Source organism: Streptomyces subrutilus, assembly GCF_001746425.1.
GTDB lineage: Bacteria > Actinomycetota > Actinomycetes > Streptomycetales > Streptomycetaceae > Streptomyces > Streptomyces subrutilus_A.
In genome coordinates, this window is record NZ_MEHK01000001.1 from 662,146 (window position 1) to 689,026 (window position 26,881).

The window sequence follows — 26,881 nt, forward strand, 5'->3', positions numbered from 1 at the left end:
GGAGTCGACTGTTCGTCACTCCCTCGCCCCGCGGCAAGCAGGTCCTCGGGGTGCTCACCTTGCCCTTTGCGGGGCGACCGGCGCACCGGTGCGGTTGTCTCGATCAGGGTGACCGGGGCTCTCCCGTTGACCAAATGCCCACCCATCCGCACGCACGTCCGCTACGAAGAACCCGCAGACACCCCCAGCGGCTGTGGACCGGCACCACCCCACGGTGGCCGTCCGGCCACGCTCGACCGACAAGGACCACTATGCGATGGACACCCCGCTCCCGGACGGCCGACGCCGCCCGCCCCTTCGCCTGGCCGCCCCAGCCGGAGCCCGGCCGGTGAACCAACCGCTCCCCTTCGGCGCCACCGGTCATTCCAGCCACACCGGTCTCGCCGAGGTCATGCAGAAGGTCGCGCACGGCGACAAGCAGGCCTTCTCCGTCCTCTACGACGCCCTCGCACCCATGATCTTCGGAATTGTGGTCAAGGTCGTGCGCGACCGGGCCCAGTCCGAAGAGGTCGCCCAGGAGGTCATGATCGACCTGTGGCGGCAGGCCGCCCGCTACCGGCCCGACGCGGGCAGCGTGAGCACCTGGGCGGCGACCATCGCCCACCGCCGCGCCGTGGACCGCGTCCGCTCCGCCCAGGCAGCCGCCGACCGCGACCAGGCCCAGGCCGCCCGCGAGCACCAGACGGCGTTCGACCAGGTCGCCGAGCAGGTCGAGACCCGGCTGGAGAGCGAGCAGGTACGGCGCTGTCTGCGCGGCCTGACCGAACTCCAGCGTCAGGCCGTGACCCTGGCCTACTACCAGGGGCTGACCTACCGTGAAGTCGCCCAGACGCTTCGCACGCCGCTTCCGACCATCAAGACACGCATGCGCGACGGGCTGATCCGGCTTCGCGACTGCATGGGGGTGACCACATGAAACACCACGCATCCGACATCCATGTCCTCGCTGCCGCATACGCGCTGAACTCCCTCGATCCCGCCGAGCGCGAGGAGTTCGCGGTACACCTGGCCGAGTGCGAGGCCTGCCGGCACGACGTGGCGGACTTCCAGGCCACCGCCGCGCGTCTGGCAGCCGCCACCGCCCAGGCGCCGCCCGCCTCGATGAAGCAGCGGACGATGGCGGATGTCGACCACGTCCGCCGGCTCCCGCCCCGCGTGCCCGCGGCCACCCCGGCCGCCTTCCGCGGGATGCTGCGGCGCGGGGCCCTGCCCGTGGCCCTGGCCGCGAGCCTGGCCGCCGCCGCGTCGTTCGCCGGCCTCGCCGCCCGGCAGCACCAGGAGAACCGGCAGCTCGAGCAGCGGGCCCGGCAGAGCGAGCAGCGCATGGACGCCGTCAGCACCGTCCTGGCCGCCCCGGACGCCCGTACCGCCCACGGCCGGACCAGCAACGGAGCCTTCGCCGCCGTCGTCGCCTCCGACCGGCGGAACAAGGCCGTCTTCACCGCCACCGGCCTGCCCGCCCCGACCGCGGGCAAGACGTACCAGCTGTGGCTGGACCACGACGGGACCATGCGTCCGGCCGGGTTCATCCACCAGGACGGCACCGTCCTGATCGACGGGAACAGCGCCGACGCCGGCGCCGTCGGTCTCACCCTCGAACCGGCCGGAGGATCCCCCCAGCCCACCACGGCCCCCCTGCTGCTCATGGCCCTGCCAACGTGATCACCCACTCGGCTGAAATCAACACCGGGCCCGCCCCGGTCGGGTGAAGGTGCACAGCGGGTCGCGGGCACTGCGTACGATGCCGCCGAGCGACCCAGACCAAGTCCGGGACCGGGACCGGGACAAAGTCCGGGACCGGGACCGGGACCGAGTCGGGGTCCGCGTCCGAAACCACCGAGACCGAAGGGCGGAGCCGTGGCAGAGCGGTACGACTGCTCGAAGACATCCGAACGTATGGCCGGCCTGCGCGCCGCCGCATCAGCCGTGCGATCCGGCGGGCTCGTGGTGCTGCCCACCGATACCGTCTACGGCATCGGCGCCGACGCGTTCGACCCGCGGGCGGTCGCGGCTCTGCTCGACGCCAAAGGGCGGGGCCGCCACATGCCTTCGCCCGTCCTCGTCGGCTCCCCCGACGCCCTGGACGACCTCGTCACCGGCCTCCCCGACATCGCCCGGAAGCTCGTCGAAGCCTTCTGGCCCGGCGCGCTCACCCTCGTGGCCCGGCACCAGCCGACGCTGAAGTGGGACCTCGGAGACACCCACGGCACGGTCGCCGTCCGCATGCCGCACCACCCCCTCACCCTCGAACTCCTCCACGACACCGGCCCGATGGCCGTGTCCAGCGCCAACCTCACCGGCCGGCCGGCCCCGGAGGACTGCGACGCCGCCCAGCGGATGCTCGGCGACAGCGTCGCGGTCTACCTCGACGGCGGACCGAGCGCGGCCCTCGTGCCCTCGTCGATCGTGGACGTCACGGGCCCCACCCCCACCCTGGTCCGGGCCGGCGCGCTGACCGCCGAACAACTCCGTACGGTCGTTCCGGACCTGGCCGAGCGCAGCTGAGCGCCGCCTCGGTCCGGTCCGCGACCCCTGGTGGGGCAGTGGCAGCCCCACGGCCGTGATGCCCCAGTGCATCCGGATCGGTCGGTCGGCCAGAAGTGGAGTCGAGGGGCCGGCCGGCCCCTCGACGATCGACCTTCTTTCACGGCCGGCTTGAACTCACCGCCAAGGGGCTCACTTGAAGAACACGCCGCGTTGGGCCCGCTGGATCGTTCCGCTCGCGCTGTTGCTCGTGTGGCTCGGGATCGGCGGGACGCTCGGACCGTACGCGGGGAAGCTGGGCGAGGTCGCCACCAACGACCAGGCCGCGTTCCTGCCGCGCAGCGCCGAGTCGACGCAGGTGCTCGAAGCCCGCAAGGTGTTCGAGAAGGAGCAGTCGGTCCCGGCGATCGTGGTGTGGTCGGGGTCGGCTGCCGGGGCGGCGATGAGCTCCGAGCAGCAGCAAGCGGCCACGCGGGCGGTCGGGGGCCTCGTCGGGGAGCCGGGGATCGCGGGCACGCCCTCACCGGGCCTCGTCTCCGATGACGGCCGGGCGGTCCAGGCCGTCGTCCCGCTCGCCCCGGATCTGGGCGAGGAACTCCCGGCGGTCCTGGAGGAGGTCCGGCAGGCGGCGGAGCGGGTGCCGGGCACCTCGGTCCAGATCGCCGGTCCCGCAGCCAGCCAGGCGGACCTCTCCGATGCGTTCTCGGGCATCGACGGGTTGCTGGTCGGGGTGGCGCTCGGGGCGGTGCTGCTGATCCTGCTGCTGGTCTACCGCAGCGTGCTGCTGCCCCTGGTGATCATCGTCAGCGCGGTGTTCGCACTCGGCCTGGCCTGCGCGATGGTCTACGCGCTGGCCGACCGGGGCGCGGTCCGCGTGGACGGCCAGGTCCAGGGCATCCTGTCGATCCTGGTGATCGGGGCGGCGACCGACTACGCCCTGCTCCTGGCCGCCCGCTTCCGGGAGGAACTCGCCCGACGGGGCGACCGTACGGAGGCGGCACTGGCGGCCGTGCGCCGGTCGGCCGGAGCCATCACCGCCAGCGCGGCGACCGTGGCGCTGGGCCTGCTCGCCCTGTTGGCGAGCGATCTCACGAACAACCGGGCCCTCGGGCCGGTCGGGGCGATCGGCATCGTCTGCTCGGTGCTCGCCGCCCTCACCTTCCTGCCGGCCGTGCTGGCCCTGCTGGGCCGTGCCGCCTACTGGCCCGCCATGCCCCGGGCCGACGACGCCGAGGGTGAGGGCCACGGCGTGTGGCGCCGTATCGCCGGGCTGATCGACCGGTCGCCGCGGCGGGTGTGGGTGTCCACTGCCCTGTTGCTCGTGGTGCTGGCCGGGTTCTCCCCCGCCCTGTCGTCCAAGGGCGTACCGCTGGACGAGATCTTCGTCAACGACGCGCCCTCGGTCGCCGCCCAGCAGACCCTGGCCCGGCACTTCCCCGGCGGCTCGGGCAACCCCGCCGTGATCATCGCCGATGCCGGGCGGGCGGACGAGGTACGGGCGGCCGCCGAGCGGACGGACGGCGTCGCCGCGGTGCTGCCCGCCACCGAGGGCGGGCGGCCGGGCGCGGGGGCTCCGCTCGTCGTGGAGGGCCGGGTGCGCCTGGACGCCACGCTGGAGGCGGCTGCCGACAGCGACGCGGCCAAGGAAACGGTCCAACGGCTGCGCGAGGGGGTGCACGCGGTGCCGGGGGCCGACGCGCTGGTCGGGGGCTACACGGCCCAGCAGTTCGACACCCAGCAGACCTCGGCGCGCGACCGTGCCGTGATCGTCCCGGTCGTGCTCGGCATCATCCTGGTGATCCTGATCGCGCTGCTGCGTTCGCTGCTCGTGCCCGTCCTGCTGGTGGCGACGGTCGGTCTCAACTTCCTCGCCACGCTGGGGGTGTCCGCGCTGGTCTTCGAGCACGTGCTGGGCTTCAGCGGTACGGACGCCTCCGTACCGCTCTACGGATTCGTGTTCCTCGTGGCCCTCGGGGTCGACTACAACATCTTCCTGATGTCCCGCGTCCGCGAGGAATCCCTCGCCCTGGGCACCCGCCAGGGCGTCCTGCGCGGGCTGGTCACCACGGGCGGGGTCATCACCTCCGCCGGCGTGGTCCTCGCCGCGACCTTCGCCGCGCTGATGGTGATCCCCTTGGCCTTCCTCGTCCAGATCGCGTTCATCGTCGCCTTCGGCGTACTGCTGGACACCCTCGTCGTGCGCTCCCTGCTGGTACCGGCCCTGGTCATCGACATCGGGCCGCGCGCGTGGTGGCCCAGCGCACTGGCCCGCAGCGACCCCGGGACCCCGCCGCGAGCGCCCCTACAGGTGTAGAGTGCGGGCCAGCGATCACCCTCTACGGATGTAGAGGGCGATCTGGCCCACTTCCAAGGAGTCACGATGAGCGCCTACGCCCCCTCCACCCCCAGGAACAAGCCCGATGCGCTGCGGCCCTTCAGGGTGGGTGCCGGCGGCCTCGTGCTGCTGGCCACGGGTCACCTCGCCCTTGCCGCCGCCGCGGCCTGGGGCGACCCGACCCCGCAGCAGGAAGCCTCCTCGGCGGCCATGCGGGCATCGAGCATGACGTTGCTGGGTCTTGAGCGCAGCACCCTCGACGTCGTCAACGGCATGAGCTCGGTCATGGCCCTGTTCGTCATCGCCTGCGCACTCCTCGCCCTGTTCGCCGCCCGGCACTCCCCGTCCCTGGTCGAGCGACGCACGGCCTTCGGCTGGACCCTCCTCGCCGTCTCCCTCGCCGGCCTGGCCATATCCGCCCTCTTCCTGCCGCCGCCCCCGATCGCCGTCCTCGCGGTGACCAGCTGCGCCTTCGCGATGTCCCTGCGCCGGGCGAACCCGTGACCTGAGCCTCGCCGGACCGCGCCTGTCAGCCGGTGGCGCCGTTTCCCGCAGTCCCCTACGGCCAAGCCGTGATGATCAAGTGGGGTGAGCCGCGCAGGCTCGGCGTGCCCGGCCCTGAGGCGCGGTTGCGCTTCGAGACGGAGCCGACGCGAGCCGGGGGACGGATGGGGCGCAGGTTGCTCGTGGTCGACGGGGAACCCGCCTTCGAACTCAGCTCCTGGTGCGGGACCTGCCCGTTCCTGTTCCGCCGATTGGAGACCGGCAGGCAGACGCTGTCGCTGGAGCACGTGCGGGAGCGGCTCAGCGGCACGCTGCCCGGCCCGGGCGACGACGGCGGCGTGATCGATGCGTTCGGCGCGTTGCCACCGGAAGGCGACTACCTTCCGATGCTGCTGCGCGTCGAACCCCGCCTGACCATCCCCGGCAAGGGGGGCGACTACTACAGCGGCGAGCAGGTGGCCACGTGGGGGGTCGACCAGTTCTGGGGCCTCCCCGAGTACCCGCGCACCCCGTACTACCGGACCTTCGAGACCGCAGTCGACGCGTGCGCTCACCTCTACGAGTTCATCGTGCCCATGGTCCCGCCGACGTGGAACGACAGGAAGCGCGTCGCAGAGCACGCGGAGAGCATGGCCCGAGGATCGGCCCCGACGGCTGTGGCGGTCTCCACGCTGGACGTGTGCGAACCCGCCCTTGACCTGTCGGCCGACTACTACCGGCACTGGGGCCTGACGCACTTCCTCCTCGACGGCCACCACGAACTGGAGGCTGCGGCCACAGCGGGCCGGCCGGTGCAGCTCCTGTCGCTCCTGGCCCTGGGCGAGGGCTCGGCCACTGCTGAAGACTGCGCCCGACTGCCCGACCTCCGCACGCAACTCCGCTCGGCCCGGGCCGCCGGTACCTGAAACGGCAGGACTCCGGGGGTACGAGGCCCGAGAGGTCACCTTCTCCGTATCCGCCGACCACGCCCGTTCCGCACCCCGGCCGCCGGGCGTCGACTGCGACTTCCACCACTCAGGCCGAGGCCGACGGGCCGGGGGATTCGGCGGCGCGGCGGTATTCGGCGTTGAGGCGCTGGGCCTCTTCGAGCTGGTCTTCGAGGATGATGATGCGGCAGGCGGCCTCGATGGGGGTGCCCTGGTCGACGAGCTCCCGGGCGCGGGCGGCGATGCGCAGCTGGTAGCGGGAGTACCGGCGGTGGCCGCCGGCGGAGCGGAGCGGGGTGATGAGGCGGGCTTCGCCGATGGCGCGGAGGAAGCCTTGGGTGGTTCCGAGCATCTCGGCGGCCCGGCCCATGGTGTAGGCGGGATAGTCGTCGTCGTCGAGACGGCCGAACGAGTCGTCTGCTGTCATTGAACCTCTCTCATGGAACGCGTGGAGGGGCCCTGGCGCCGTACGGCACCAGGGCCCCGAAGGAACTACTACACCATCTACCGGCTCTGGTACTGCGCCGGCCTGCTGTTTCCGCGGACCCGACCGAGTTCGTGTCGGAGACGCGGGGATCGCGGTTGCTTGACCGTGGACCACCTCACTATCGATGTCCTGCGGTACCCGGGCTCGAGACTTCCGCCCGGGCGATCCTGATGGCGCTCGGCTCCTCCGTTCTTCCCTCGGTGATCAACTGCTTGCCAAACGGGGAACTGCGTACTGCTGGTACTGCTCTTCTGCGAACTGCGACTGCGCGTACTACTGCCCGGCAGTTCGTCTCTGCCAGACCCTGTTGTGTTCTCAGCTACGAGAGAAACCATAACCATGCCGACGATGAATGTCTACTCTGGCCGCGATAGATTTGAGGGCTCCGAGGAGAGCGGTACCGGCGCGGCCGACCCGGGGCAAAAAGGCCCCGTACAGCGAGGAGGGCCCGACCGGCGTGTGCCGGTCGGGCCCTCCTCGCTGTACGGGTGCCGGCTCGCGCCGTGCCCCGCGGTCATCCGGTCAGACGGCCGCAGGTGTCCCCAGCATCGCCGAGGCGTGCTGCAGCGGGCTGAGGACGCGCGCGGGCGGCGCGACCATGGGCAGGCCGCGGCAGGTGAAGCCGAGCTGGGTCATGGCGCGGACGACCTCGCCGGCACTGAAGTCGCGGCGGTCCTGGCGCGTGATGACCTGGCCGACCTGCTTGACGGGGTAGTGGCGGCGGCCGATGATCACGGACTCACCGGTGACTTCCTCGGGCTTGACGCCCTTCATCGATTCCAGGACGCCGTTCTTGGTCAGGTCGAACGGGAAGCGGGCGATGACGCAGCGCATGGTGCCTCACAGGGAGAAGAGTTGGATGGTCCGACCGCGGCGAGGCGGTTCAGCGTGCGAGGGCCGGCTCAGGCCGCCGCGTTGTAGCCGGTCTGACGCGCACCCACGCGCCGGGCCGCCGAAGCGGGGCTGCGCCGGCCGCGGGAGGAGCTGCTGCGCTTGGGCCGCTCGGAGGCCGGAGCGGTGATGGTGACGGGGACGCCCGAGGGGGTCCGTGCGCCGGTGATGCGGTGGAGCGCGTCATCGCCGGAACGTACCGGGGTGGCCTGGGGGACGATGCCGGCCGCGGCCATGAGGCGGGTCATCTCGCGGCGCTGGTTGGGGGTGACCAGGGTGACGACGCTGCCGGACTCGCCGGCGCGGGCGGTGCGGCCGCCGCGGTGGAGGTAGTCCTTGTGGTCGGTCGGCGGGTCGACGTTCACGACGAGGTCGAGGTTGTCGACGTGGATGCCGCGGGCGGCTACGTTCGTCGCGACGAGCACGGTGACGTGTCCGGTCTTGAACTGGGCCAGCGTGCGGGTGCGCTGGGGCTGGGACTTGCCGCCGTGCAGGGCGGCGGCACGGACCCCGCTGTTGAGGAGGTCCTGGGTGAGGCGGTCCACGGCGTGCTTGGTGTCGAGGAACATGATCACCCTGCCGTCGCGGGCGGCGATCTCGATGGTGGTCGCGTGCTTGTCCGTGCCGTGGACGTGCAGGACGTGGTGTTCCATCGTGGTGACCGCGCCCTGCGAGGGGTCCACGGAGTGGACGACGGGGTCGGTCAGGTAGCGGCGGACCAGGAGGTCGACGTTGCGGTCCAGGGTCGCGGAGAACAGCATCCGCTGGCCTTCCGGACGCACCTGGTCCAAGAGCGCCGTGACCTGCGGCATGAAGCCCATGTCGGCCATCTGGTCGGCTTCGTCCAGGACGGTGATGGCGACCTGGTCGAGGCGGCAGTCGCCGCGGTCGATGAGGTCCTTGAGGCGCCCGGGGGTGGCCACGACGACTTCGGTGCCGCCGCGCAGGGCGACCGCCTGCTTGCCGATCGACATCCCGCCGACGACGGTGGCCAGCCGGAGCTTCACGGCGCGGGCGTAGGGGGCGAGGGCGTCGTTGACCTGCTGGGCGAGTTCCCGAGTGGGGACGAGGATCAGCGCCAGGGGCTGACGCGGCTCGGCGCGCCGTCCGGCCGTGCGGGCCAGGAGCGCGAGGCCGAAGGCGAGGGTCTTGCCGGAGCCGGTACGGCCGCGGCCCAGGACGTCACGGCCGGCGAGGGAGTTCGGCAGGGTCGCGCCCTGGATCGGGAAGGGCACCGACAGCCCCTGGGTCCCGAGCGCGGCCAGCAGTTCCGCGGCCATGTCGAGATCGGCGAACGCATCGACCGCGGGCAGCGCGGGTGTGATCGTCTTCGGCAGGGCGAACTCACCCTGCACCGAGGCGGTCCGGCGGCCGTAGCCGCCGCCCGAGCGGCTCGGGCCCCCGGAACGGCTCGGGGCGGACGAACGGCTCGGTGCGGACGAACCGGAGCGGCTGCCCCGGACCGAACCGAAACCCGAACCGGCGCCGGATCCCGAGCCGAAAGCAGGGCCGCCGGTGCGGCTGCGGGAGGAACGGTTGTTCGTACGTACGGGGTTCATGCAGAACCTTCCTTGATACGGCGCGTATCAAGGAATTCCCGCAGCGGAAAAGCAGCGCAGGTAATCACGAGAACGAGCCGAATGGAATGCGACAGCGGACGTGACCCACGGATAAGCCGTGCCGGCGCAATCGCTGAAATGGGTGATGCCACTCGGAAGTGAATCCGTCACATCGGTGGGGCGCTGCCCGAAAGGGGCGGCATCCCGGAAAATCCACGTTCCCGCAGGTGAAACCACTGCGGGAAATGCGTGCAGCTGGGGCCCGCACCCCGAGGGATGCGGGCCCCAGCTACGAACTACGCGTCAACGTCAGGCGAGAACGATGTTCTCGGCCGTCGGGCCCTTCTGACCCTGCGCGATGTCGAAGTTGACCTTCTGGCCTTCGAGCAGCTCGCGGAAGCCCTGGGAGGCGATGTTCGAGAAGTGGGCGAACACGTCAGCGCCGCCGCCTTCCTGCTCGATGAAGCCGAAACCCTTGGCCGCGTTGAACCACTTCACTGTGCCAGTAGCCATGTCATATCTCCTTTGGGGCAGTACAGCAGCATCCACACCGTGCGGACACCGTGTCGCCGCGATGATGCCCCACCGGAAATGACCGGAAATACGAAGCGCGTCCTGCGGCGCGAGGCCGGGGAAGCGCTTGAAGTTTTTGGGTACCAAAACTGCAACCGAGATCGACAGTAGCACGCCGCAGCCCTCTGTGTACGTCGGATATTTCCGCCCAGCGCGTCGAGGGAGAAAATCTCTCCGCGGGGTCCGTCAAATCCTCCGACCGCGGCCATAGATATTGATTCGCCCCGAGCACGGCGTTTTTGCGGCGGGCCGATGCATCCCGCGTTTCGCGGGTAGGCGTGGTGTGTGAACGAACCAGAACCGATGCGCCCCGAAGTCGAGGACCTGGACCTGCTGGCGGGGCTGAGCGTGGACGACCACCGGCCGGAGCAGCCGGTGCTGCTGGACTCGGCCGGCGCACCGATCCGCACCTGGCAGGAGAACTATCCGTACGACCGCAAGCTGCGCCGAGCCGAGTACGAGCGGACCAAGCGGATCCTGCAGATCGAGCTGCTGAAGCTGCAGCGCTGGATCAAGGACAGCGGAGCCCGGATGGTGGTGATCTGCGAGGGCAGGGACGCGGCCGGCAAGGGCGGGACGATCCAGCGGTTCACCGAGCGGCTCAATCCCCGCGGGGCCAGGATCGTCGCCCTGGACAAGCCGAACGAGCGGGAAGCCGGCCAGTGGTACTTCCAGCGCTACGTCGCCCACCTGCCGACCGCCGGCGAGATCGTCTTCTTCGACCGCTCCTGGTACAACCGCGCCGGCGTCGAGAGGGTGATGGGTTTCTGCACCGACGAACAGTACGAGCTGTTCCTGCGGCAGTGCCCCGCCTTCGAGGCCATGCTGGTGGCCGACGGGATCCTGCTGGTGAAGTTGTGGTTCTCCGTGTCCCGCTCCGAGCAGCGCACCCGCTTCGCGATCCGCCAGGTCGACCCGGTGCGGCAGTGGAAGCTGTCCCCCACCGACCTCGCCTCCCTGGACCTGTGGGACGCGTACACCACCGCCAAGATCGAGATGTTCCGGGCCACCGACACCGAGCACGCGCCCTGGACCGTCGTGAAGAGCAACGACAAGCGGCGGGGCCGTCTGGAGGCGATCCGCAGCCTCCTGGCGCGCACCGACTACGACCGCAAGGACGAGGCGGCGGTCGGCCACCCCGACCCGCTGATCGTGGGCAACGCCGACACCCTCCTGGAACCGGGCGAGGAAGACACCGACCTCTCCCCCACCCCGCTGGCCGGTCCTCCCCTGGGCCCCGGCCGCCACCCGCGGCCGGCGCCGCCGACCGACCCCGGGGAGCCGGCGCCCGCCTGACGCCTGACGGCGACCGCCCCGGCCGCGGCGCACACGGCGGAGTTCCGCGGTCGGGGCGCGGCCTTCCCCTGTCGCAGGGCTTCCCTACGGCGGGCCGGGCCCGCACGATGGGCCTGCGCCGGATCGGATGCCGAAGGAGGCACGGGTGCCCAGGCACGGCCGGAGCCGGAGGCAGGGGCGGGATGGGGTGGGTGTGGGGGCCCTGCCGGGAGGCCGCGGACCCGTGCGCGTACGGATCATCGGTGGCCGTATGCGCGCGTTCGGGCTGCGGGAGGCCGAACGTCTCGGGTTCCCCGCCCTGCTCACCGCTGCGAAGGAGCTCCCGGCGCGCGATCAGCGCCGGCAGCGGGGCCTCGCGATGACTCCCGCCGCCGGCAGCGCCCTCCGCCGCCCTGCCCGTGACGCGCGCCCAGGCTGCCGTTCGCGGACTCCTGGCGCGGTCCCTCGGAGATCGCGCGTACGGCGGGCGTGAGCCCGACCCGTGCGCCGGCCGGTTCCCGCCCCGCGCACAGTCGCACGACCAGGCCGCGCGCCGCCGGCTCTGTCAGTGGCACCGGTTAGTCTCCCGGCATGTCAGTCAACATCGATCTTGCTTTCACCGTCACCGGGGTCACCGGCGAACCGCAGGCGCAGGAGATCGTCCGCGCTCTGCAGGAGCTGATGCGCGACGAGTCCATGGACAACCAGGTCAGCATCGGGATCGCCGTGGATGACGACGGCTCGTTCTTCGTCTCCGGGGACAGCGACTTCCCGCTCGGCATCTCCCGTTTCTACCTGTGGCAACCGCACTTCGAAGGGCTTTTCGCGGCAACGGTCGCCGAAGTGGCCGCCGATGCCAAGCCGGAGATCCGTTGGGGTTACCCGGACGAGGAGTACTGACCTGCGCGCAGCCGCGCCGTACGGTCAGGTCTCGGCCGTGCGGGACGGTCTGGGGGCCGGGGGCAGCGCCCAGCGGATCGCCCGGGTCACGGTGTGGCCGCCCGCGCGAGCGGCCGGGCCGGGTATCCAGCCGGCCGTAGAACCCGAACCAAGGGTGACGGCCTCCCTGGCCCACGGCGCCAGGAGCTCCACGGCCGCCGCCGCGAGCAGCGCGTAGGGCAGCCGGGCGGCCCCCGGCAGCGGCGGATCGGTGAGCAGGAACCGGGCGGTGTCCCGGGAGGCAGGCGTCGGCCGCAGGGTGGGCCGGTAGTCCGCCATCCTCAGCGCCAGTTCCCGCGCGTTCTCCGGCGGCCGGTCCGCGCCCAGGGCCCGGGCCACCCGCGCCGTGTCGGCGAGGTACGCGTCGCAGTCCGCCGGATCCAACGGGTGCATGCCGTACCGCTGGTGGGCCCGCAGGAAGCAGTCCGCCTCGGCGATGTGCACCCAGGTCAGCAGCTCGGGATCGTCGGCGCGGTACGGGACTCCCTCGGCCGTCCGGCCCCGGATGCGGGCGTGCACCTCGCGTACGCGGGCCACCGCCGCCTCGGCGTCGGCGCTCGTGCCGAAGGTGGTGACCGCCAGGAAGGTACTGGTCCGGTGCAGGCGCCCCCACGGGTCGCCCCGGTACCCGGAATGAGCCGCCACGGCCGCCATGGCGACGGGGTGCAGGGACTGGAGCAGCAGGGCGGCGAGCCCGCCGACGAACATCGACGCGTCCCCGTGGACCCGCCGCACCGGCCGGTCGGGAGCGAACCAGCGAGGTCCGGGAGTGGAATGGATCCGCTCCCGGTTGCGGGCTCCGTCGGGCCCGGCGACGCGTAGGAACACCGCGTCGCCGGCTTGCCGCCTGATGCGCCGGGCGGCCGTCGTCGCCCTGGTCATGCGCCCAGTATGCGCCGGGAAGCCGCCCTGCGGGATGCCGGACGGGAGGGCGGTTGAAAGGGCCTGCGACGGGCAGGCGCCCCCTTGTACGAGGGGTCCGTGGGGTAGGTCACGGACGCCGGGGCGCGCCCGCGCCCCGTCCGTGCGACAGGCGTCGGAAAGGGGCCGAGACCGCGTTGACCTGCGGGTTCAAGAATTCTGCCGATGCCGCGGGCCGTACGCGGGAACCGACTGAACGGAGCATCCGATGAGCAGCGCCGACGAAGCCTACGGTGACGCGGTATACCAGCCGCAGGAGAGCGACGAGTCCGCCGAGGCACAGCCCGACCTGCAGAACACCCTCGACGAGCCGGACCTCGACGACACGCTCGACACCGCGTTCGTACCGCTCGACCGGCCCGTGGCGGTCGACGACAGGGGCACGACCGCCGCCGAGGGGCAGAGCGGCGAGACCCTGGACCAGCGGCTCGCGCGGGAGCAACCGGAGGTGTCCGCACAGGACGAGAACTCCGACGAGGTCGGCGACCCCATGCTGGCCGGACCGGACCGGGCAGGCCGCCTGACCGCGGTCGACGATACGGCGCCGCAGCGCCACACCTCCGTACTGGCCCGTGACGTCGGGATCGACGGCGGCGCGGCATCCGCCGAAGAGGCCGCCGTCCATGTGATCGAGGAGCTGCCGCCCGCCGACGAGCGGGACGAATGAGGCGACCCGGCCCTGCGAGGACGAGCAGGGCCACCTTCCCGACCGTCAGATGATGTGGATGCGCTCCAGGGCGCCGGCGGTGTCGCGGATCATCAGGTCGTTGCCCTTGGCGCGCTCGCTCTCGACGAACCCGAGCAGCAGCACCGCCCGGTTGATCACGTCGGACTTGCTGACGCCGGACTCGGCGGTCAGCTCGGAGACGATGGTGACGGCCGGGGGGCACAGGGTCACGGAGTACCGCTCGCTGTCCGGGTGGGAGGGAAGTTGCTGCTGCTCCATGGGGACGACATCCTCTCTGGGGGTCAGATGTGCACCATGGTTGCATCAATATCGCGCGAACGTGCACCAATTATGCGCACCACGCTCGCCAGCCGGGATGTCACGGGGCGGGACGTACGCGTCGAATCGGGCGGGAGCGCCGACCGCGTGATGGCGGGGGGATGCCACCACGCGGCTCGGGCCCGCTCGGGACGCCGCGCCGCTCACCGCCGCAGCCTCCCGTTACCGCGCGTATGGCCGCTCTCCGCCGGCTCAAACGGTCCGAACGCACTCCTTTTCTCGGAGCGGACCGGCGGCCGCACACTGCCGGGAGTGGAGCCGCGGGTGACGGGGCAGGCGCGCCTTCAACGGAAAGCCCCTCCGTGCCCGGGACGACGGAGCGCGCACAGGGGCCGCGGTTCCGATCGAAGGAGTTGTTTCGCATGACGGAGAACGTGTGGGCCTACCGTGCCGGGGTCGACTACCTGGCGGCGGACCTCACCGGCTACCGGGTCGAGGCGGTCGACGGCGGCATCGGCAAGGTCGACAAGCACTCCGACGAGGTGACCGACGCCTATCTGGTCGTCGACACCGGTGTGTGGATCCTCGGCAAGGAGGTCCTGCTCCCGGCCGGTCTGGTGACCCGGGTCGACCATGCGGCGGAGAAGGTCTACGTGGACCGTACGAAGGCGGAGATCAAGGCGGCTCCGGAGTTCCACCGGGAGGAGCACCTGGGGAACGATGACCATCGCGAGGCCCTGGTGACTCACTACCTCTCCCGCATGCCGTTCGGCGTCCCGCCCGCCTGATCGGATACCGCGCCCGGTCGAGTGCCCCCGTTTGCCGACCGCGATCCGGGTCAGACGGGAAGAGCAAGGCAGTTCCCCGCACCCCCAGGGAGTGATCCACCATGTCGCAGGACGAGAAGGGCAAGGCCAAGGCCGAGCAGGCGAAGGGCAAGCTCAAGGAGACGGCCGGTCGCCTGGTGGGCAACGAGCGACTGACCGCCGAAGGCCGCGGCGAAGGGGCGAAGGGCGATGCCCGCCAGGCCAAGGAAAAGATGAAGGACATGTTCAAGCGGTGACCTGACCCCACCGGCGAACATGCCTCGGTTCCGGACCCCTTCGGGGCTCCGGAACCGAGGCATGTCGTGATCGCCGAAGCCCCGAGTCAGGCGGCCTTCACCCAACGGCCCTTCAGGATCGAGGGGATGCCCAGCACCAGGGCGACGGCGGGGACCACCGCGTACCAGGCGAAGCCGGCCCCCGAACCGAAGGTGTCGATGAGCCGGCCCAGCAGAAGGTATCCGCCGGCGATCAGCAGCGACTCGACGAACGTGATGAGGGACAACAGGCCGGAGCGGTAGCGCGAGGGCACGCCTTGGTTGAAGACGTCGTCCACCACCACGGCGGTGATGGCCGGGGCTCCCACGGCGAGGAGGAACACCGTGATGGTGAGCCAGGCCCGTTCCGTGCCGCCGAGGCCGAGAGCCGCCACGAGGACGGCCAGGGTCGGCGGGACCAGCAGGCGCACGCCGAGCTTCCGGTTGGCCCGGTCCGCCAGCAGGGGGGCGAGTCCGCCGATGAGGAGGGCGGCGGACATCACCGCGCTCACGAGGCTGGTGGCCACGCCCTGATGGTCGGGTCCCGATGACGTGATCGAACTCAGCGGACGGTCGACTACGGGTATCCCAACCCGCCGCGGGCGTCCACTGGTTATGCGACCGGGGCCGTGGGGGCCCGGCACACCGAACCGCCGGTTGGAAACGAACGCGGCCCGAGCGCCCTGCGGCCGATCGGTGAGCGGGGGGCCCGTACGGCGTGTCCCCGCCGCACGGCGGGGGCGGGGCGGCCCCGCTGCCTACCGTGGCCCCATGAGCACACATCCAGCGCTGCCGTCGGCCGGATACGGGATCCGGTTCGCCCGGCCCCATGAGGCAGGGTCGGTCGCCGCGCTCCTGGCCCGCGCCTTCGCCGACGACCCGGTCATGGCATGGATGATCCCCGGCGCCGCCGACCGGGAGCGCAGGATCGCCCGCTACTTCAGGCTGGCCCAGCGGCAGCAGCGGCCGCGCGCCGGCGGGGTCCGGGTCGCCGCGACCGGCGAGGGGCGGCTGCTGGCGGCCGCACTGTGGTCGGGGCCCGGGCGCTGGGAGCCCTCCGGGGTACGGGAGCTGGCGGCGCTCCCCCATTACGCCCGGATCTTCGGCCTCGGCGGGATGCAGCGTGCCGCGGGAGTCCAGAACGCCATGCACGAGGCCCATCCGGACGCACCGCACTGGTACCTGCCGTCGGTGGGAACCGACCCGCGGCTCCAGGGAGCCGGGGTCGGCTCGGCACTGGTGCGCCAGCAGCTGGCCGACTGTGACCGGCTCGGCCAGTCCGCCTACCTGGAATCCAGCAAGGTCGCCAACATCCCCTTCTACGAAGGGCTGGGCTTCCGCGTCACGGGTGAGATCCGGATCCCGGAGGGCGGGCCGACCGTCTGGCCGATGTGGCGCGACCCCGGTCCTGCGGCCGGACCCGCGACGGGCTAGCGGGGGTGCCCCGCTCCGGCCCTCTCACTCTTGCCGCAGGCTCCTGACCAGGTCGCGGGGCAGACCGTGGGTGTCGTGGAGGTAGTGGTAGTCCTCCTCGGTCAGCGGGCCCCGGAACCGGGGGCGGGCGAGCACCTGCCGGCCGCGCCCCAGGAGCCGGCGGAACCGGCGCTCCTCGTCGCGCAGCAACCGCCGCACATCGCTCGGGCCCATGTCCTGCCGGAAGCGGTCCAGGGTGTGGCGGACCAGCTCGTCCGGCAGGTCTTCCACGCTCCGCGAGGGATCGTCCCGCCACAGCACGGTGAGCACCCGTCGCACCAGGCGTCGCAGTACGTAGCCCCGGGCGGTGTTGGCCGGGAGCACTCCGTCGCCGAGTACCACGACGGCCGAGCGCAGGTGGTCGCAGACCAGACGCAGCGACGGCTCCTCCAGGAGCCACACCGTCGGCACGAGGCGCAGCCAGGGTTCGAAGACGTCGGCCTCGAACACGGAGGGCTTGCCCTGCAGCAGTGAGGCGAGCCGCTCCAGGCCGAGGCCGGTGTCCACGTTGCGCTGGGGAAGCGGTACGAGGGAGCCGTCGCCGAGCCGGCGGTGGCTCATCGTCACGTGGTTCCACACCTCCACCCAGCGGTCGTCGCGGGTGGGTGTCGACCTGGGCGGACCGTCACCGCTCCACAGGAAGATCTCCGAGTCGGGACCGCAGGGTCCGACCGGTCCGTTGGACCACCAGTTGTCGTCCACGGTGAGTTCCACCGGGACGCCGCGGTCCTGCCACAGCCGAAGGGAGGCGCTGTCCGGCGGGGTCCGGTCGTCGCCGGCGTGGACGGTGGCGTGCAGCAGGCCGGGGTCGATGCCCAGGCCCTCGGTGAGCAGCCCGTGTCCCCAGTCGAGACTGACCGGGCCGTCGTAGTCGCCCAGCGACCAGGTGCCGAGCATCTCGAAGACCGTCAGGTGGGTGGCGTCGCCGACCTCCTCCAGGTCCGTGGTGCGCAGGCAGCGCTGCACGTTGACCAGCCGCCTGCCCAGCGGATGGGGGCGGCCTTCGAGGTACGGGGTGAGCGGGTGCATGCCCGAGGTGGTGAAGAGCACGGGATCGCCGGGCGGTGGCAGCAGCGTCGAGCCGGAGATGCGGCGGTGGCCGCGCTCTTCGAAGTACTCGACGAATGTCCTGACCAGCTGTTCTGTGTGCATGGGGTGGCTCCTTCGCGTGAAGCGGGGAGGCACCGGAAAACGGGACCGTTCAGGGGTCCGGCCGGGGCGGAAGGGCCACGGCATCACCGACGGACCGTTTCCGGTCGCCGGTGGGAGGGGGAAGCGTCAGGCGGCGGCAACCGGCGAGCAGGTCGCTCGCGCGGTCGCGGTGGTGTTCAGGCCGGTGACGTTCATGCGTTCACCATAACGCCGGCCTGCCCACCGCGGCACTCGCATTTCCCGCGGCACCGCGATGGCGGCCGCGGCCGTCGGTCAACCGGTGTGGAGGATCCGGAAGCGATCGGGTTCGGCCGGATCGCGGTCGACGACCTGGACCGGGGCCCAGGCCCACTGCCAGACGCCGATGCCGGGCGTGCGGGTGAACTCGATCCGCCCGCGGGTGCCGTCGACCGCGACGTGCGGCCAGGATCCGGCCACGCCGGCCCGGTCCGTGCCGCGGCTGCGCAGCATCTCGGCGAGGACGGCGATCGTGTCGTACCCCTCGAAGGCGACGAAGGAGGGCGCTTCGGCCAGCCGCTCGCGCAGGGCCGTCTCGACTCGCGTGCCGAGGGGGGTGAGGCGCTCGGGCAGGTAGCGCAGGAACGGGATCGCCGCGCCGCCGTCGCCCAGCAGCGCCTTCCATTCCGAGAACTCCGGCTGTCCGGCCGGAGCACCGATCGTGATCCCGGTGAGGCGCCGGTCGGCTCGGACGGATCGGACGATCGGTACGGCCGGTTCCGGGTGGCCGACCAGCACGAGGAGGGCCGTCGCACGGTTGTCGACGAGTGCCTCGCACACGGTCGCGGGGCTGAGCGCGCTCATGTCGAACTCGATGAGGGTGCCGCCGCGTGGAGTGAGGTGGTCGCGCAGGATGCGGGCGCCGGATGCCCAGTAGACGCTCGGCTGGGTGGCCGCGGCGATGCGGGTGTGGCCCGCGCCGAGGAGGAAGTCCGCGTAGCTGCGCCAGCCGTGGGACTGCGCCGGGGCGAGGCGCGCGACCCACTCCGTGGGCTGGTCGGTGAGTGCGTCGAGAACCGCTGACGAGCAGAGGAAGGGCAGGCCGAGGGCGTCGGCCCGGGCGGCGGCGGTGCGCGCGACGACGCTGTGGTACTCCCCCGCCAGGGCGGCCACACCCAGCCGGGCCAGTTCGTCAACGGCCGCCGCGGCCCGCCGGGGATCAGCCGCGGTGTCCCGGACCGCCAGCTCGAGTGGGCTGCCGGCGATCCCGCCGGCGGCATTGACCTCGCGCGCGGCCAGCTCGAGACCGGCGAGCAGGTGCCTGCCTGCCTCGGCCCAGCCGGGCCGGGTCAGCGGGACGAGGGCGCCGATCCGGACGGGCGCCGCGTCGGACCGGTCCGCTCCGGGCGGCGAGGGGGGTGTGTTCATGCGCTGGCGTCTCCCGTGTGGCGAGGTGGTCGCGGTTCGCCCGGGCCGCACGGCGCGGTCGTCGTGTCCTGTCGCGGCCGCGCACCCGGGAGACCTTGCCGGGCATTGCATCCACCGCCACCGCCGCGGGGCAACCGATTATTCGACGACCGAGCCCCCGCGGCCGCCGGCACTGCGCCGACCGGCCTCCGGCCCGGGGGTACTCGTCGACATCACCCAAACCCCTGCCACGGCAGCCCCGTTCTCCTGGAACAGGATCCGGACCGGCGCGCTGGTGTTCTGCGCCGACGGCCGGGCTACCACCCTGCCGCGACCGCGCGGTGGGAGAGCAAGCGTCGCAGGGTCGTCATCGGCGCGACCGCGCTGATCGCCGCTGTCGCGGGGGTACAGGCCACGGCCTCGTACCACCCGGAACCGCGGTCGTCCGAAACGAGGGCGCCCGGCCTCGTCTCCAACGGCCAGGGCGCGGACGCGGATGCGGACGCCCTGCGCACCATCTCCCTGCCGGACGGCTTCGCGGGCTTCCGGCTGCTGACGGGTGAGGCCGCGGAGCGGCTCGAGGCCCAGGGGTTGGCGCAGCGCAAGCTGCCCGAGGGGGCGAGGACCGGCCACTACACCGAGGGTGAGGACGGAGAGCCTCCGCAGCTGCTGGCCGTGCTCGGTGCCCTGATGCCTGACGGACCGTGGTGTGATCGTCATCGTCATCGTCATCGTGCATGACCGGGGGGGGTCACAGCGCCTGCCGACGGCGGTCGGTCAGGGTGCACACGCCGTCCGCACACTGTCGCTCCAGACGGCCGCGGGAGATGGTCTGCGCCAGCCCGACCATCCAGCACGTGGGGCAGCCGCGGAAGGCGATCAGTGCCAACGGGGCCGCCAGCAGGACGGCCGGGCCGACGACGGGCACCAGGGCGAGCGAGCCGATGAGCAGCCCGAAGCCGATGGCGCCGCGCGCCAGGTGGCGCGGGACGGACCTGCTGGCGAAGTTCCTGCCGGGCGCCGCGGACCGGGGGCCGGCCCCGGTCTTCGCGTCCTGTCCGGGCGTCACGTTGTTCATGGTGGTCATCCTCGTGAGTCCTCTGCCACTGGTCGGTCGATGGCCTGGCCGGTCGCCGCCAGGGAGAGACGCAGCGCCGCTCGTGCCCTGTGCAGCCTCGATTTCATGGCGGCGCCGCTCAGACCGAGCGCGTGGGCGACGGTCCTGCCGGGCAGGCCCTGCACGTCCCGCATGATCAGGACCTGCCGCAGGTCGCGCGGTAGGGCGCTGACCGCGGCCGCGACCCGCTCCGCCTCCAGCCGGTGCAGCACAGTGTCCTCGGCGGACGGTCCCCCGTCCGCCTCCGCTTCGGCCGACGCCTCGTCGTTCCGCGAGACGAGCAGCCGTACCTGCCGGAGGCATTCGTTGCGCACGATCCGGAACATCCACGAGGCGAGCGCGCCGGTCGCCCGCAGGGTGCCGATCTTCCGATAGAGGATGATCAGTGCCTCCTGCGCCGCATCCTCCGCGTCCTGCGGCGAGGCGCACAGCGACAGGGCGAACTTGCGTACGTGGGGCTGCGATTGCGTGACGACGGTGGTGAGCGAAGCGACGTCGCCGTCCTGAGCGGCACGGATCAGTCGCTCGTCCGGCCAGCGGAAGCGTTGGGTCATCTGTTGCTCATTCCCTGAGGACTTCCCTCGCTGCTGGTGCCCGTCACCCCCGGCTCCGGTAGCGCCGCATCAGGTGCCGGCCGCAGGCACCCACGAGCAGGGCTCCGATCACTACGAGGCCAGTGACCATCATTGGTGTTCCTCCCGGTTCCGTTCCGCCGGCCCGTTCGGCCGGTACACGAACAAGAGGCGGGGAGGCGAGAAAAGGATTCACCTCCGGCCGAAGTTCCCCGCGGCCGCGAGCCACGCGCCGGGGCGGCACGTCACCCCCGCTGACCACGTGGCGCTGCTCAGGCGCTGGCACGAGCAGTGGGGGTGCGGAACTCTTCCTCGTAGCCGGCCTCCCCCGCGAGGCCGGTTCCCGCGGGGCGGGTTCAGGGTTCGATGAGGCCGACGCGGATGGCGTAGCGGGTGAGTTCGAGGCGGTCGCGCAGGCCGAGCTTTTGGAGCAGGTTGGCGCGGTGGCGCTCGACGGTCTTGGGGCTGATGACGAGGAGGTCGCCGATCTCCTTGGAGCTGTGGCCTTCGGCGACGAGTTTGAGGATCTCCTCCTCGCGTTCGGTGATGGGCCGGTCCGGGAGCGGGCCGCCGCCCCGGGCGCGGTCGAGGTAGGTGCGGATGAGGGTGGTCTCGGCGCCGGGGTAGATGAACGGTTCGTCACGCAGCGCGGCGCGGCAGGCTTCGACGAGGTCGCGGTCGGCGACGGATTTGAGGACGTAGCCGCAGGCTCCGGCGCGCAGGGCCTCGAAGAAGTACTGCTCGTTGTCGTACATGGTGAGCATCAGGATCCGCAGGCCGGGCCGGAGGCGGGCGAGTTCGCGGGCGGCTTGCAGGCCGGTCCGGCGGGGCATGGCGACGTCGAGGACGGCGAGGTCGATGTCGAGACCGCGGGCCTGGGCGACGGCTTCGGCGCCGTCGGCCGCCTCGGTGACCACGCTCAGGTCGGGTTCGGCGTCGAGAATGAGGCGTACGCCGCGGCGGACGAGGGTGTGGTCGTCGGCGAGCAGGATGCGGGCGGCGGAGCCGGGGACGGGTCCGGGGGCGGGCTGGGTCATCGTGGGGCCCTCGTGGTCTCGGGGATGGCGTCGTCGGCGGTGGCGGTGGCTTCCCTGATGTCGAGTCGGACCTGGGTGCCGCCGTGCGCGCCGGCCTCGACGACGAGTTCCGCGCCGATCAGCAGGGCGCGTTCGCGCATCCCCCGGATGCCCGCGCCCTCGGATGCCTCGCCGAGGCCGTGCCCGTTGTCCCGTACCAGCAGGGTGACTCCGCCGCGGGGCAGGGGTCGCAGGTGGACCTCGACGCGGGTGGCGCCGGAGTGGCGGACGGCGTTGGTCAGGCCTTCCTGGGCGACGCGGTAGAGGACGAGTTCGGCGGCCGGGTCCAGGTGGGGCGGACCCGGGGTGATGTGGGCGGTGGCGCCCAGGCGCGGGGTGGTGAACTCGGCGGCCAGGGAGCGCAGTGCGCTGTGCAGGCCGAGTTCCTCCAGGACGCCCGGGCGCAGCCGGCGGGCGATGCGGCGGATCTCGTCGAGGCTGGTGCGGGTGGTCTCCTGGGCCTGGCGCAGGTCGGTGCGGACCGGTTCGGGCGCCTGGTCGGCGGCGTGCTTGATCTGGAGGAGGACGGCGGTGAGGGTCTGGCCGATCTCGTCGTGGAGCTCCTGGGCGATGCGTTTGCGTTCGGCTTCCAGCGCGGTCAGTACTCGCCCGCTGCTGGTGGCCCGTTCGGCTTCGAGCCGGTCGAGCATGGCGTTGAAGGTCTGCGTCAGCGCGGCGATCTCCCCGTCTCCGGTGACGGCGGGGCGGGCTCCGGGCTTGAGCAGGTCGGCGTTGGCCATCGCGCGGTTCAGGCGGGCGAGCGGGGCCAGACCGACCTTGAGGAGCGCCGCGGTGATCACCAGCATCGCGGCGAGTCCGCCGAGCAGGATGAGCGCCTCGCCGAAGAGGACCGGGGTGGAGACGGTGACCGGGCCGAGCAGCAGGGCCACGGCGACGGCCAGCACGCAGGCGTTCAGGAGGAAGATCCGCCAGTACAACGACACGGCCACACGCCTTTCCGGCCGGTCCCCCGGCATCCGCCACAGCCCCGCGACCCTCCCGTATCCCGGCGCGCTGACCTGCGGCAGAGCCTACGTCCCCGGCTCATCCTGACCGAGCGGAGGGGCTCCGTCCATCCGTGCCGGCACCCATATTTCGGCCCTGCGGAAAATGGCACGATGGGGCTGCCGAGGGGCCGTCCCCTGCCCGGGACAGCAACCGCCCCCGGCATCACGTACGGAACGAACACGAGGGGGGACAGCTGTGCCTGCTCCACGCATGAGCACCACACCACTGCCCGGCATCGGGGTCCAGTACGACCTCACCACCCGCGAGCACCGCCACCTGTCGGTGATCGCCCACCGCGACGGCACCCGGACGGTGAACGTCTACCGGGCCGACGACCCCGACGCCTGCGCCCAGTCGCTGCACCTGACCTCGGCGGAGACCACGTCCCTGATCGACGCCCTGATGCCGGCCCACCACAGCCCGAACCTCCTGCACACCACCGATCTGGGACTGGTCGCCGAGCGGATCGAGCTGTCGGCGCACTCGTACTGGAACGGGCGTGTGCTGGGCGAGACCAGGATGCGCACCGAGACCGGTGTCTCGATCGTGGCCGTGCTGCGCCGCGCGGAGGCCCGGCCCTCGCCCGCGCCGGACTTCCGCCTGGCGGGCGGGGACACGCTGATCGTCATCGGCACCCGCGAGGGCGTCGACGCCGCAGCCGCCCTACTCGGACGGGAGTGAGAAGCCGTGCATTCCGCTCTCTTCCTGATCGAGTTCGGTGCGATCATCCTCGGCCTGGGCCTGCTCGGCCGGGTCGCCGGCCGCCTGAAGTTCTCTCCCATTCCGCTCTACCTCCTGGCCGGGCTGGCCTTCGGCACCGGCGGACTGCTGCCGATGGGGGCGAGCGAGGAGTTCGTCGCGATCGGCGCCGAGATCGGCGTGATCCTGCTGCTGCTGATGCTGGGCCTCGAGTACACGGCCAGCGACCTGGTGTCCAACCTCAAGACCCAGTACCCGGCCGGGCTGGTCGACTTCGGCCTGAACGCGGTGCCCGGGGCGGTCGCCGCCCTGTTGATGGGCTGGGGCCCGGTGGCCGCGGTGGTCCTGGCGGGCGTCACCTGGATCTCGTCCTCCGGAGTCATCGCCAAGGTCATGGGCGACCTCGGCCGGCTCGGCAACCGCGAGACCCCGGCCATCCTCAGCATCCTGGTCCTCGAAGACCTGGCCATGGCCGTCTACCTGCCGATCGTCACCGCGCTCCTCGCCGGGGTGAGCCTCGCCGCGGGCAGCGCGACCCTGGCCATCGCGCTCGGCGTCGCCGGGGCGGTCCTGTTCGTCGCGGTCCGCTACGGGCGCCACATATCGCGCTTCGTCTCCAGCGACGACCCGGAGAAGCTCCTCCTCGTGGTGCTCGGGCTGACGCTGCTCGTCGCGGGTATCGCCCAGCAGCTCCAAGTGTCGGCCGCCGTCGGCGCGTTCCTCGTCGGCATCGCCCTGTCGGGTGAGGTGGCAGAGGGCACGCACACCCTGCTCAGCCCGCTGCGCGACCTGTTCGCCGCCGTGTTCTTCGTCTTCTTCGGCCTGCACACCGACCCCGCCAGCATCCCGCCGGTCCTGCTGCCCGCCCTCGCGCTGGCGCTGGTCACCACGGGTACGAAGATCGCGACCGGCTACTGGGCGGCCAAGCGCGCCGGTGTCGGGGTCAAGGGCCGCTGGCGGGCGGGGGGTACCCTCGTCGCCCGCGGCGAGTTCTCCATCGTCATCGCCGGCCTCGCCGTCACCGCCGGGATCGAGCCCGCCCTGGGCCCGCTCGCGACGGCGTACGTCCTGATCCTCGTGGTGGTCGGACCGCTCACCGCCCGCTACACCGAACCCGCCGCGGCCTGGGTCAGCCGGCGGCGCACCCCGTCCGGGCCCGTCCTGGGCGTGCCCTCGCAGCCGGGGGCCCCGGAAGCCGTCCAGGACCAGGACCCGGTCGGCCGTACCTGAAGGACCCCGCCGGGCCACGCCTGGAGCGGCAGCCCGCACACCGGCCCGGATGCGTCTAGCTTGCCCGTATATGACAGGCAATGCTGAACGTCATGGGCCCTTCGGACGCCGCCGGCTCGTCCAGGCCTCGCTGGCCGGGGCGGTGGCGGTGACCGCCGGGCTGGTGTCGGACTCCCCCTCGAAAGCCACCCGCGCGGAGAAGAGCGCGCGGCCCGGGACTCCCGAGTCCGCGCTGCGGGAGCTCGTCGCGGGCAACGCCCGCTGGCGGACGTACCACGAGCGGCATCCGGACCAGACGCGGGCCGTGCGGCAGACCCTGGTCTCCGGTCAGCACCCCTTCGCCACCGTCCTCGGGTGCGTGGACTCCCGCGTCCCGCCCGAGCTGGTCTTCGACCAGGGGCTGGGCGATCTGCTGACGGTGCGCTCGGCAGGCCCCGTTCTGGACGAGGCGGTCCTCGCCAGCATCACGTACGGGGTCCTGGAGTTGGGCATCCCGCTCGTCGTCGTCCTGGGGCACCAGTCGTGCGGGGCCGTCACGGCCGCCGTTCAGGCCGCCAGGACCGGCGAGCGGCTGCCCGGGCACATGCAGTACCTGGCCGACCAGATCCGCCCGGTGATCGACCCCGGCGTTCAGGGGGCGGCGCGCGTGGACGCGGCCATCACGGCGAACGTGCGGCAGGTGCGCTCGCGGCTCGTCGCCGAGCCGAGCATCGCGGCGAAAGCCGCCTCGGGCGAGCTGGCCGTGGTCGGAGCGCGGTACGAGCTGACCAGCCAGCGGGTCCACCAGACCCGCTGACCACTGCTCAGGGGGTGCGGAGCAGGCTCGTCGGCCGGCCGTCCGGGGAGGAGCGGCCCCCGGGGCGGGTCATCTCCCCTTCCGCAGCTCCTCGCGCGGCGGCCGGCGCGCCGTCAGCTCCGCTCACCTGCGGCATCGGCCGCCTTGGCGGCGATGTCCTGCAGGACGGTGGCCGGATCGCCGTTCGGTTCCACCGCGCGCCCGATGCTGCGCTTGATGGTGTCGCTGACCGCCATCCAGGCCGGGTCGTTCACCGGGTAGAGCTGGGCGCCGTGCAGTGCGGCCAGGAACTGCTCGTCGGTCTTGTCGAGGCCCCCGCCGGCCGGGGTGCGCGAGGCGGTCACGGTGGACGGCAGCAGGTGGTAGCGGTTGGCGAACTCGGAGAGGTTCTTGTCCTGGTAGACGAAGTCCAGGAACCTGCCGATCTCGGCGCGGTTGCCGTTCTGCTTGAAGGCCATCATCCAGTCGGCCACGCCCACGGTCGGCGGGACCTCGTCCGTGCCGAGCGTGTCCGACACGGGCATCGAGACGGTGCCGACGGTGATGCCCTTGGCGGCCGCTTCGTGGGCGAGCGAGGGGTACCCGTTGAGCATGCCGACCTCGCCGCGAAGGAACGCGGCGAAGGCGTCGGCGCGGTTCAGCTGGGAGGGCGGGGTGGGGCCGGTGAGACCGGGGGCGACCAGGTTGTCCTTGACCCAGCGCCAGGTCTCGATGTTCGGGTCGGAGGCCAGGCTGTAGTTGCCGCTGCTGTCGGCGTAGCCGCCGCCGTTGCTGAGCTCCCAGATCATCGCCTCGGCGTGCGCCTCCTCGGGGCCGAGCGGCAGGGCGTACGGGAACTTCACACCCTTGTCCTTCAGCGCCTTGGCGGCGGACTTCAGCTGGGACCAGGTCCTGGGCGGCTGGGAGATCCCGGCCTTGGCGAACAGCGCCTCGTTGTAGAAGAGCAGGCGGCTGCTGGCCATGAACGGCAGGCCGTAGAGGCGGGTGCCCACGGTGCCGGCCTCGGCGAGCGGCTGGAGGAAGTTCGCCTCGGCCGCGACGGGCAGGAGTTCGTCCGCGGAGTAGAGCCTGTCCTGGGCCGCGAAGTCCGAGTAGGAGCCCATCAGCGCCATGTCCGGCGCCTTGCCGGCCTTGACCATCTGGGACACCTGACGGTCGATGTCGGCCCACGGCAGGAGCTTGACCTCGACCTTGATCCCGGGGTTCGCGGCGGTGAAGGCCGCCGTCACCTTGTCCCAGTAGGCCTTCGAGCTGGTGGCCGGGGTATCGCCGTATTCGGCGGCGACCAGGCGCAGCGTGCCGTCTCCGGCCCCGTCCGCGGAGCTCCCACATCCGGACAGCGGTATCAACAGACCGAACACAACCGCGGTCGCGGACGTGCAGAAAATCCTTCGTCGTCGCACGGGCTACTTCACCTGATCTTCTACTGGATCGCGATACGGCTCATGTCACTGCGGGCCGGGCGTGGCGCA

The 26,881-nt window shown here is 71.9% G+C and carries 29 protein-coding genes; 15 read left to right on the forward strand and 14 right to left on the reverse strand.

Annotation, left to right across the window (positions count from 1 at the left end; translation table 11 throughout):
* Positions 1-328: 328 nt before the first annotated feature.
* The 6 genes from sigK (at position 329) to BGK67_RS03980 (ending at position 6,228) form a co-directional block, all read left to right on the forward strand.
* Positions 329-916, forward strand: a complete 588-nt coding sequence (gene sigK, locus BGK67_RS03955; RefSeq protein WP_079154546.1) for an ECF RNA polymerase sigma factor SigK — start codon at positions 329-331, stop codon at positions 914-916.
* On the forward strand, positions 913-1,662 hold the full coding sequence (locus BGK67_RS03960) for an anti-sigma factor (RefSeq protein WP_069918580.1): 750 nt from the start codon (positions 913-915) through the stop codon (positions 1,660-1,662). Before sigK ends, BGK67_RS03960 begins: the two co-directional genes overlap by 4 nt.
* Positions 1,663-1,857: 195 nt before the next feature.
* Positions 1,858-2,505, forward strand: coding sequence for an L-threonylcarbamoyladenylate synthase (locus BGK67_RS03965; protein WP_069918581.1), 648 nt, complete (start codon positions 1,858-1,860; stop codon positions 2,503-2,505).
* Between the two features lie 175 nt (positions 2,506-2,680).
* Positions 2,681-4,798, forward strand: a complete 2,118-nt coding sequence (locus tag BGK67_RS03970) for an MMPL family transporter (protein WP_069918582.1) — start codon at positions 2,681-2,683, stop codon at positions 4,796-4,798.
* A 66-nt stretch (positions 4,799-4,864) separates the two neighbouring features.
* Positions 4,865-5,323 carry an LIC_13387 family protein gene (locus BGK67_RS03975; protein WP_069918583.1) on the forward strand — a complete coding sequence of 153 codons (459 nt, stop codon included), beginning with the start codon at positions 4,865-4,867 and terminating at the stop codon, positions 5,321-5,323.
* A gap of 71 nt (positions 5,324-5,394) precedes the next feature.
* The gene (locus tag BGK67_RS03980; RefSeq protein ID WP_069923612.1) at positions 5,395-6,228 is read left to right on the forward strand and encodes a hypothetical protein; all 834 of its coding nucleotides are present in this window, start codon (positions 5,395-5,397) and stop codon (positions 6,226-6,228) included.
* Positions 6,229-6,337: 109 nt separating this feature from the next.
* Here BGK67_RS03980 and BGK67_RS03985 read toward each other — a convergent pair whose 3' ends face one another.
* The 4 genes from BGK67_RS03985 to BGK67_RS04000 all read right to left on the reverse strand — a co-directional run bounded on the left by BGK67_RS03985 (position 6,338) and on the right by BGK67_RS04000 (position 9,699).
* A complete protein-coding gene (locus BGK67_RS03985) occupies positions 6,338-6,676 on the reverse strand; it encodes a MerR family transcriptional regulator (RefSeq protein ID WP_069918584.1) in 339 nt (112 codons plus the stop codon).
* Between the two features lie 582 nt (positions 6,677-7,258).
* Positions 7,259-7,570, reverse strand: coding sequence for an SCO5918 family protein (locus BGK67_RS03990; protein ID WP_069918585.1), 312 nt, complete (start codon positions 7,568-7,570; stop codon positions 7,259-7,261).
* A 68-nt stretch (positions 7,571-7,638) separates the two neighbouring features.
* On the reverse strand, positions 7,639-9,186 hold the full coding sequence (locus tag BGK67_RS03995) for a DEAD/DEAH box helicase (RefSeq protein WP_069918586.1): 1,548 nt from the start codon (positions 9,184-9,186) through the stop codon (positions 7,639-7,641).
* 309 nt (positions 9,187-9,495) lie between these two features.
* The gene (locus BGK67_RS04000) at positions 9,496-9,699 is read right to left on the reverse strand and encodes a cold-shock protein (RefSeq protein ID WP_069918587.1); all 204 of its coding nucleotides are present in this window, start codon (positions 9,697-9,699) and stop codon (positions 9,496-9,498) included.
* A gap of 363 nt (positions 9,700-10,062) precedes the next feature.
* Between BGK67_RS04000 and ppk2 the strand changes: the two genes are divergently transcribed.
* Positions 10,063-11,055, forward strand: coding sequence for a polyphosphate kinase 2 (gene ppk2 / locus BGK67_RS04005; RefSeq protein WP_069918588.1), 993 nt, complete (start codon positions 10,063-10,065; stop codon positions 11,053-11,055).
* A 570-nt stretch (positions 11,056-11,625) separates the two neighbouring features.
* Positions 11,626-11,934: a hypothetical protein gene (locus BGK67_RS04010; RefSeq protein WP_069918589.1), complete on the forward strand. Its 309-nt coding sequence runs from the start codon at positions 11,626-11,628 to the stop codon at positions 11,932-11,934.
* A gap of 24 nt (positions 11,935-11,958) precedes the next feature.
* Here the strand turns inward: BGK67_RS04010 and BGK67_RS04015 are convergent, their stop codons facing one another.
* Positions 11,959-12,855, reverse strand: a complete 897-nt coding sequence (locus tag BGK67_RS04015; RefSeq protein ID WP_069918590.1) for an oxygenase MpaB family protein — start codon at positions 12,853-12,855, stop codon at positions 11,959-11,961.
* Between the two features lie 247 nt (positions 12,856-13,102).
* Here BGK67_RS04015 and BGK67_RS04020 point away from each other — a divergent pair, with 247 nt between their 5' ends.
* Positions 13,103-13,561, forward strand: a complete 459-nt coding sequence (locus tag BGK67_RS04020; protein WP_069918591.1) for a DUF5709 domain-containing protein — start codon at positions 13,103-13,105, stop codon at positions 13,559-13,561.
* 45 nt (positions 13,562-13,606) lie between these two features.
* Here the strand turns inward: BGK67_RS04020 and BGK67_RS04025 are convergent, their stop codons facing one another.
* Positions 13,607-13,840 carry a hypothetical protein gene (locus BGK67_RS04025; RefSeq protein WP_069918592.1) on the reverse strand — a complete coding sequence of 78 codons (234 nt, stop codon included), beginning with the start codon at positions 13,838-13,840 and terminating at the stop codon, positions 13,607-13,609.
* A gap of 422 nt (positions 13,841-14,262) precedes the next feature.
* Between BGK67_RS04025 and BGK67_RS04030 the strand changes: the two genes are divergently transcribed.
* Together BGK67_RS04030 and BGK67_RS04035 are read left to right on the forward strand one after the other, a co-directional pair.
* Positions 14,263-14,628, forward strand: a complete 366-nt coding sequence (locus BGK67_RS04030; protein ID WP_069918593.1) for a PRC domain containing protein — start codon at positions 14,263-14,265, stop codon at positions 14,626-14,628.
* Positions 14,629-14,729: 101 nt separating this feature from the next.
* The gene (locus BGK67_RS04035; protein WP_069918594.1) at positions 14,730-14,903 is read left to right on the forward strand and encodes a CsbD family protein; all 174 of its coding nucleotides are present in this window, start codon (positions 14,730-14,732) and stop codon (positions 14,901-14,903) included.
* 86 nt (positions 14,904-14,989) lie between these two features.
* Here BGK67_RS04035 and BGK67_RS04040 read toward each other — a convergent pair whose 3' ends face one another.
* Positions 14,990-15,448 carry a hypothetical protein gene (locus BGK67_RS04040; protein WP_069918595.1) on the reverse strand — a complete coding sequence of 153 codons (459 nt, stop codon included), beginning with the start codon at positions 15,446-15,448 and terminating at the stop codon, positions 14,990-14,992.
* A gap of 244 nt (positions 15,449-15,692) precedes the next feature.
* Between BGK67_RS04040 and BGK67_RS04045 the strand changes: the two genes are divergently transcribed.
* Positions 15,693-16,355, forward strand: coding sequence for a GNAT family N-acetyltransferase (locus tag BGK67_RS04045; protein ID WP_069918596.1), 663 nt, complete (start codon positions 15,693-15,695; stop codon positions 16,353-16,355).
* A gap of 24 nt (positions 16,356-16,379) precedes the next feature.
* On the opposite strand, the gene BGK67_RS04050 is transcribed toward BGK67_RS04045, so the two are convergent.
* The 6 genes from BGK67_RS04050 to BGK67_RS04080 all read right to left on the reverse strand — a co-directional run bounded on the left by BGK67_RS04050 (position 16,380) and on the right by BGK67_RS04080 (position 22,620).
* Complete coding sequence (locus BGK67_RS04050; protein WP_069918597.1) at positions 16,380-17,546, reverse strand: alanine--tRNA ligase-related protein; 1,167 nt, start codon at positions 17,544-17,546, stop codon at positions 16,380-16,382.
* Positions 17,547-17,819: 273 nt separating this feature from the next.
* The gene (locus BGK67_RS04055) at positions 17,820-18,932 is read right to left on the reverse strand and encodes an ABC transporter substrate-binding protein (protein WP_069918598.1); all 1,113 of its coding nucleotides are present in this window, start codon (positions 18,930-18,932) and stop codon (positions 17,820-17,822) included.
* Between the two features lie 730 nt (positions 18,933-19,662).
* Complete coding sequence (locus tag BGK67_RS04065; RefSeq protein WP_069918600.1) at positions 19,663-19,998, reverse strand: hypothetical protein; 336 nt, start codon at positions 19,996-19,998, stop codon at positions 19,663-19,665.
* Entirely contained in the window at positions 19,995-20,582 is a 588-nt protein-coding gene (locus tag BGK67_RS04070) for an RNA polymerase sigma factor (protein WP_079153999.1), read from the reverse strand. The genes BGK67_RS04065 and BGK67_RS04070 overlap by 4 nt, the downstream gene beginning before the upstream one ends.
* 374 nt (positions 20,583-20,956) lie before the next feature.
* A complete protein-coding gene (locus tag BGK67_RS04075; RefSeq protein ID WP_069918601.1) occupies positions 20,957-21,637 on the reverse strand; it encodes a response regulator in 681 nt (226 codons plus the stop codon).
* Positions 21,634-22,620 carry a HAMP domain-containing sensor histidine kinase gene (locus BGK67_RS04080; RefSeq protein WP_069923614.1) on the reverse strand — a complete coding sequence of 329 codons (987 nt, stop codon included), beginning with the start codon at positions 22,618-22,620 and terminating at the stop codon, positions 21,634-21,636. Before BGK67_RS04080 ends, BGK67_RS04075 begins: the two co-directional genes overlap by 4 nt.
* 274 nt (positions 22,621-22,894) lie before the next feature.
* Between BGK67_RS04080 and BGK67_RS04085 the strand changes: the two genes are divergently transcribed.
* The 3 genes from BGK67_RS04085 to BGK67_RS04095 all read left to right on the forward strand — a co-directional run bounded on the left by BGK67_RS04085 (position 22,895) and on the right by BGK67_RS04095 (position 25,409).
* Entirely contained in the window at positions 22,895-23,365 is a 471-nt protein-coding gene (locus BGK67_RS04085; protein WP_069918602.1) for a cation:proton antiporter regulatory subunit, read from the forward strand.
* A 6-nt stretch (positions 23,366-23,371) separates the two neighbouring features.
* Complete coding sequence (locus BGK67_RS04090) at positions 23,372-24,613, forward strand: cation:proton antiporter (RefSeq protein ID WP_069918603.1); 1,242 nt, start codon at positions 23,372-23,374, stop codon at positions 24,611-24,613.
* 70 nt (positions 24,614-24,683) lie between these two features.
* On the forward strand, positions 24,684-25,409 hold the full coding sequence (locus tag BGK67_RS04095) for a carbonic anhydrase (protein ID WP_069918604.1): 726 nt from the start codon (positions 24,684-24,686) through the stop codon (positions 25,407-25,409).
* Positions 25,410-25,522: 113 nt separating this feature from the next.
* Here the strand turns inward: BGK67_RS04095 and BGK67_RS04100 are convergent, their stop codons facing one another.
* On the reverse strand, positions 25,523-26,770 hold the full coding sequence (locus BGK67_RS04100; RefSeq protein ID WP_244291139.1) for an extracellular solute-binding protein: 1,248 nt from the start codon (positions 26,768-26,770) through the stop codon (positions 25,523-25,525).
* Positions 26,771-26,881 lie beyond the last annotated feature (111 nt).

What these genes read in the sequence shown, in the direction of transcription:
- BGK67_RS03960 (WP_069918580.1), top strand. Translation starts at nt 913, where the DNA reads ATGAAACACCACGCATCCGACATCCATGTCCTCGCTGCCGCATACGCG.
- BGK67_RS03975 (WP_069918583.1), top strand. Translation starts at nt 4,865, where the DNA reads ATGAGCGCCTACGCCCCCTCCACCCCCAGGAACAAGCCCGATGCGCTG.
- BGK67_RS03980 (WP_069923612.1), top strand. Translation starts at nt 5,395, where the DNA reads ATGATCAAGTGGGGTGAGCCGCGCAGGCTCGGCGTGCCCGGCCCTGAG.
- BGK67_RS03985 (WP_069918584.1), bottom strand. Translation starts at nt 6,676, where the DNA reads ATGACAGCAGACGACTCGTTCGGCCGTCTCGACGACGACGACTATCCC.
- BGK67_RS03990 (WP_069918585.1), bottom strand. Translation starts at nt 7,570, where the DNA reads ATGCGCTGCGTCATCGCCCGCTTCCCGTTCGACCTGACCAAGAACGGC.
- BGK67_RS03995 (WP_069918586.1), bottom strand. Translation starts at nt 9,186, where the DNA reads ATGAACCCCGTACGTACGAACAACCGTTCCTCCCGCAGCCGCACCGGC.
- BGK67_RS04000 (WP_069918587.1), bottom strand. Translation starts at nt 9,699, where the DNA reads ATGGCTACTGGCACAGTGAAGTGGTTCAACGCGGCCAAGGGTTTCGGC.
- ppk2 (WP_069918588.1), top strand. Translation starts at nt 10,063, where the DNA reads ATGCGCCCCGAAGTCGAGGACCTGGACCTGCTGGCGGGGCTGAGCGTG.
- BGK67_RS04010 (WP_069918589.1), top strand. Translation starts at nt 11,626, where the DNA reads ATGTCAGTCAACATCGATCTTGCTTTCACCGTCACCGGGGTCACCGGC.
- BGK67_RS04015 (WP_069918590.1), bottom strand. Translation starts at nt 12,855, where the DNA reads ATGACCAGGGCGACGACGGCCGCCCGGCGCATCAGGCGGCAAGCCGGC.
- BGK67_RS04020 (WP_069918591.1), top strand. Translation starts at nt 13,103, where the DNA reads ATGAGCAGCGCCGACGAAGCCTACGGTGACGCGGTATACCAGCCGCAG.
- BGK67_RS04025 (WP_069918592.1), bottom strand. Translation starts at nt 13,840, where the DNA reads ATGGAGCAGCAGCAACTTCCCTCCCACCCGGACAGCGAGCGGTACTCC.
- BGK67_RS04030 (WP_069918593.1), top strand. Translation starts at nt 14,263, where the DNA reads ATGACGGAGAACGTGTGGGCCTACCGTGCCGGGGTCGACTACCTGGCG.
- BGK67_RS04035 (WP_069918594.1), top strand. Translation starts at nt 14,730, where the DNA reads ATGTCGCAGGACGAGAAGGGCAAGGCCAAGGCCGAGCAGGCGAAGGGC.
- BGK67_RS04045 (WP_069918596.1), top strand. Translation starts at nt 15,693, where the DNA reads ATGAGCACACATCCAGCGCTGCCGTCGGCCGGATACGGGATCCGGTTC.
- BGK67_RS04050 (WP_069918597.1), bottom strand. Translation starts at nt 17,546, where the DNA reads ATGCACACAGAACAGCTGGTCAGGACATTCGTCGAGTACTTCGAAGAG.
- BGK67_RS04055 (WP_069918598.1), bottom strand. Translation starts at nt 18,932, where the DNA reads ATGAACACACCCCCCTCGCCGCCCGGAGCGGACCGGTCCGACGCGGCG.
- BGK67_RS04065 (WP_069918600.1), bottom strand. Translation starts at nt 19,998, where the DNA reads ATGACCACCATGAACAACGTGACGCCCGGACAGGACGCGAAGACCGGG.
- BGK67_RS04070 (WP_079153999.1), bottom strand. Translation starts at nt 20,582, where the DNA reads ATGACCCAACGCTTCCGCTGGCCGGACGAGCGACTGATCCGTGCCGCT.
- BGK67_RS04075 (WP_069918601.1), bottom strand. Translation starts at nt 21,637, where the DNA reads ATGACCCAGCCCGCCCCCGGACCCGTCCCCGGCTCCGCCGCCCGCATC.
- BGK67_RS04085 (WP_069918602.1), top strand. Translation starts at nt 22,895, where the DNA reads ATGAGCACCACACCACTGCCCGGCATCGGGGTCCAGTACGACCTCACC.
- BGK67_RS04095 (WP_069918604.1), top strand. Translation starts at nt 24,684, where the DNA reads ATGACAGGCAATGCTGAACGTCATGGGCCCTTCGGACGCCGCCGGCTC.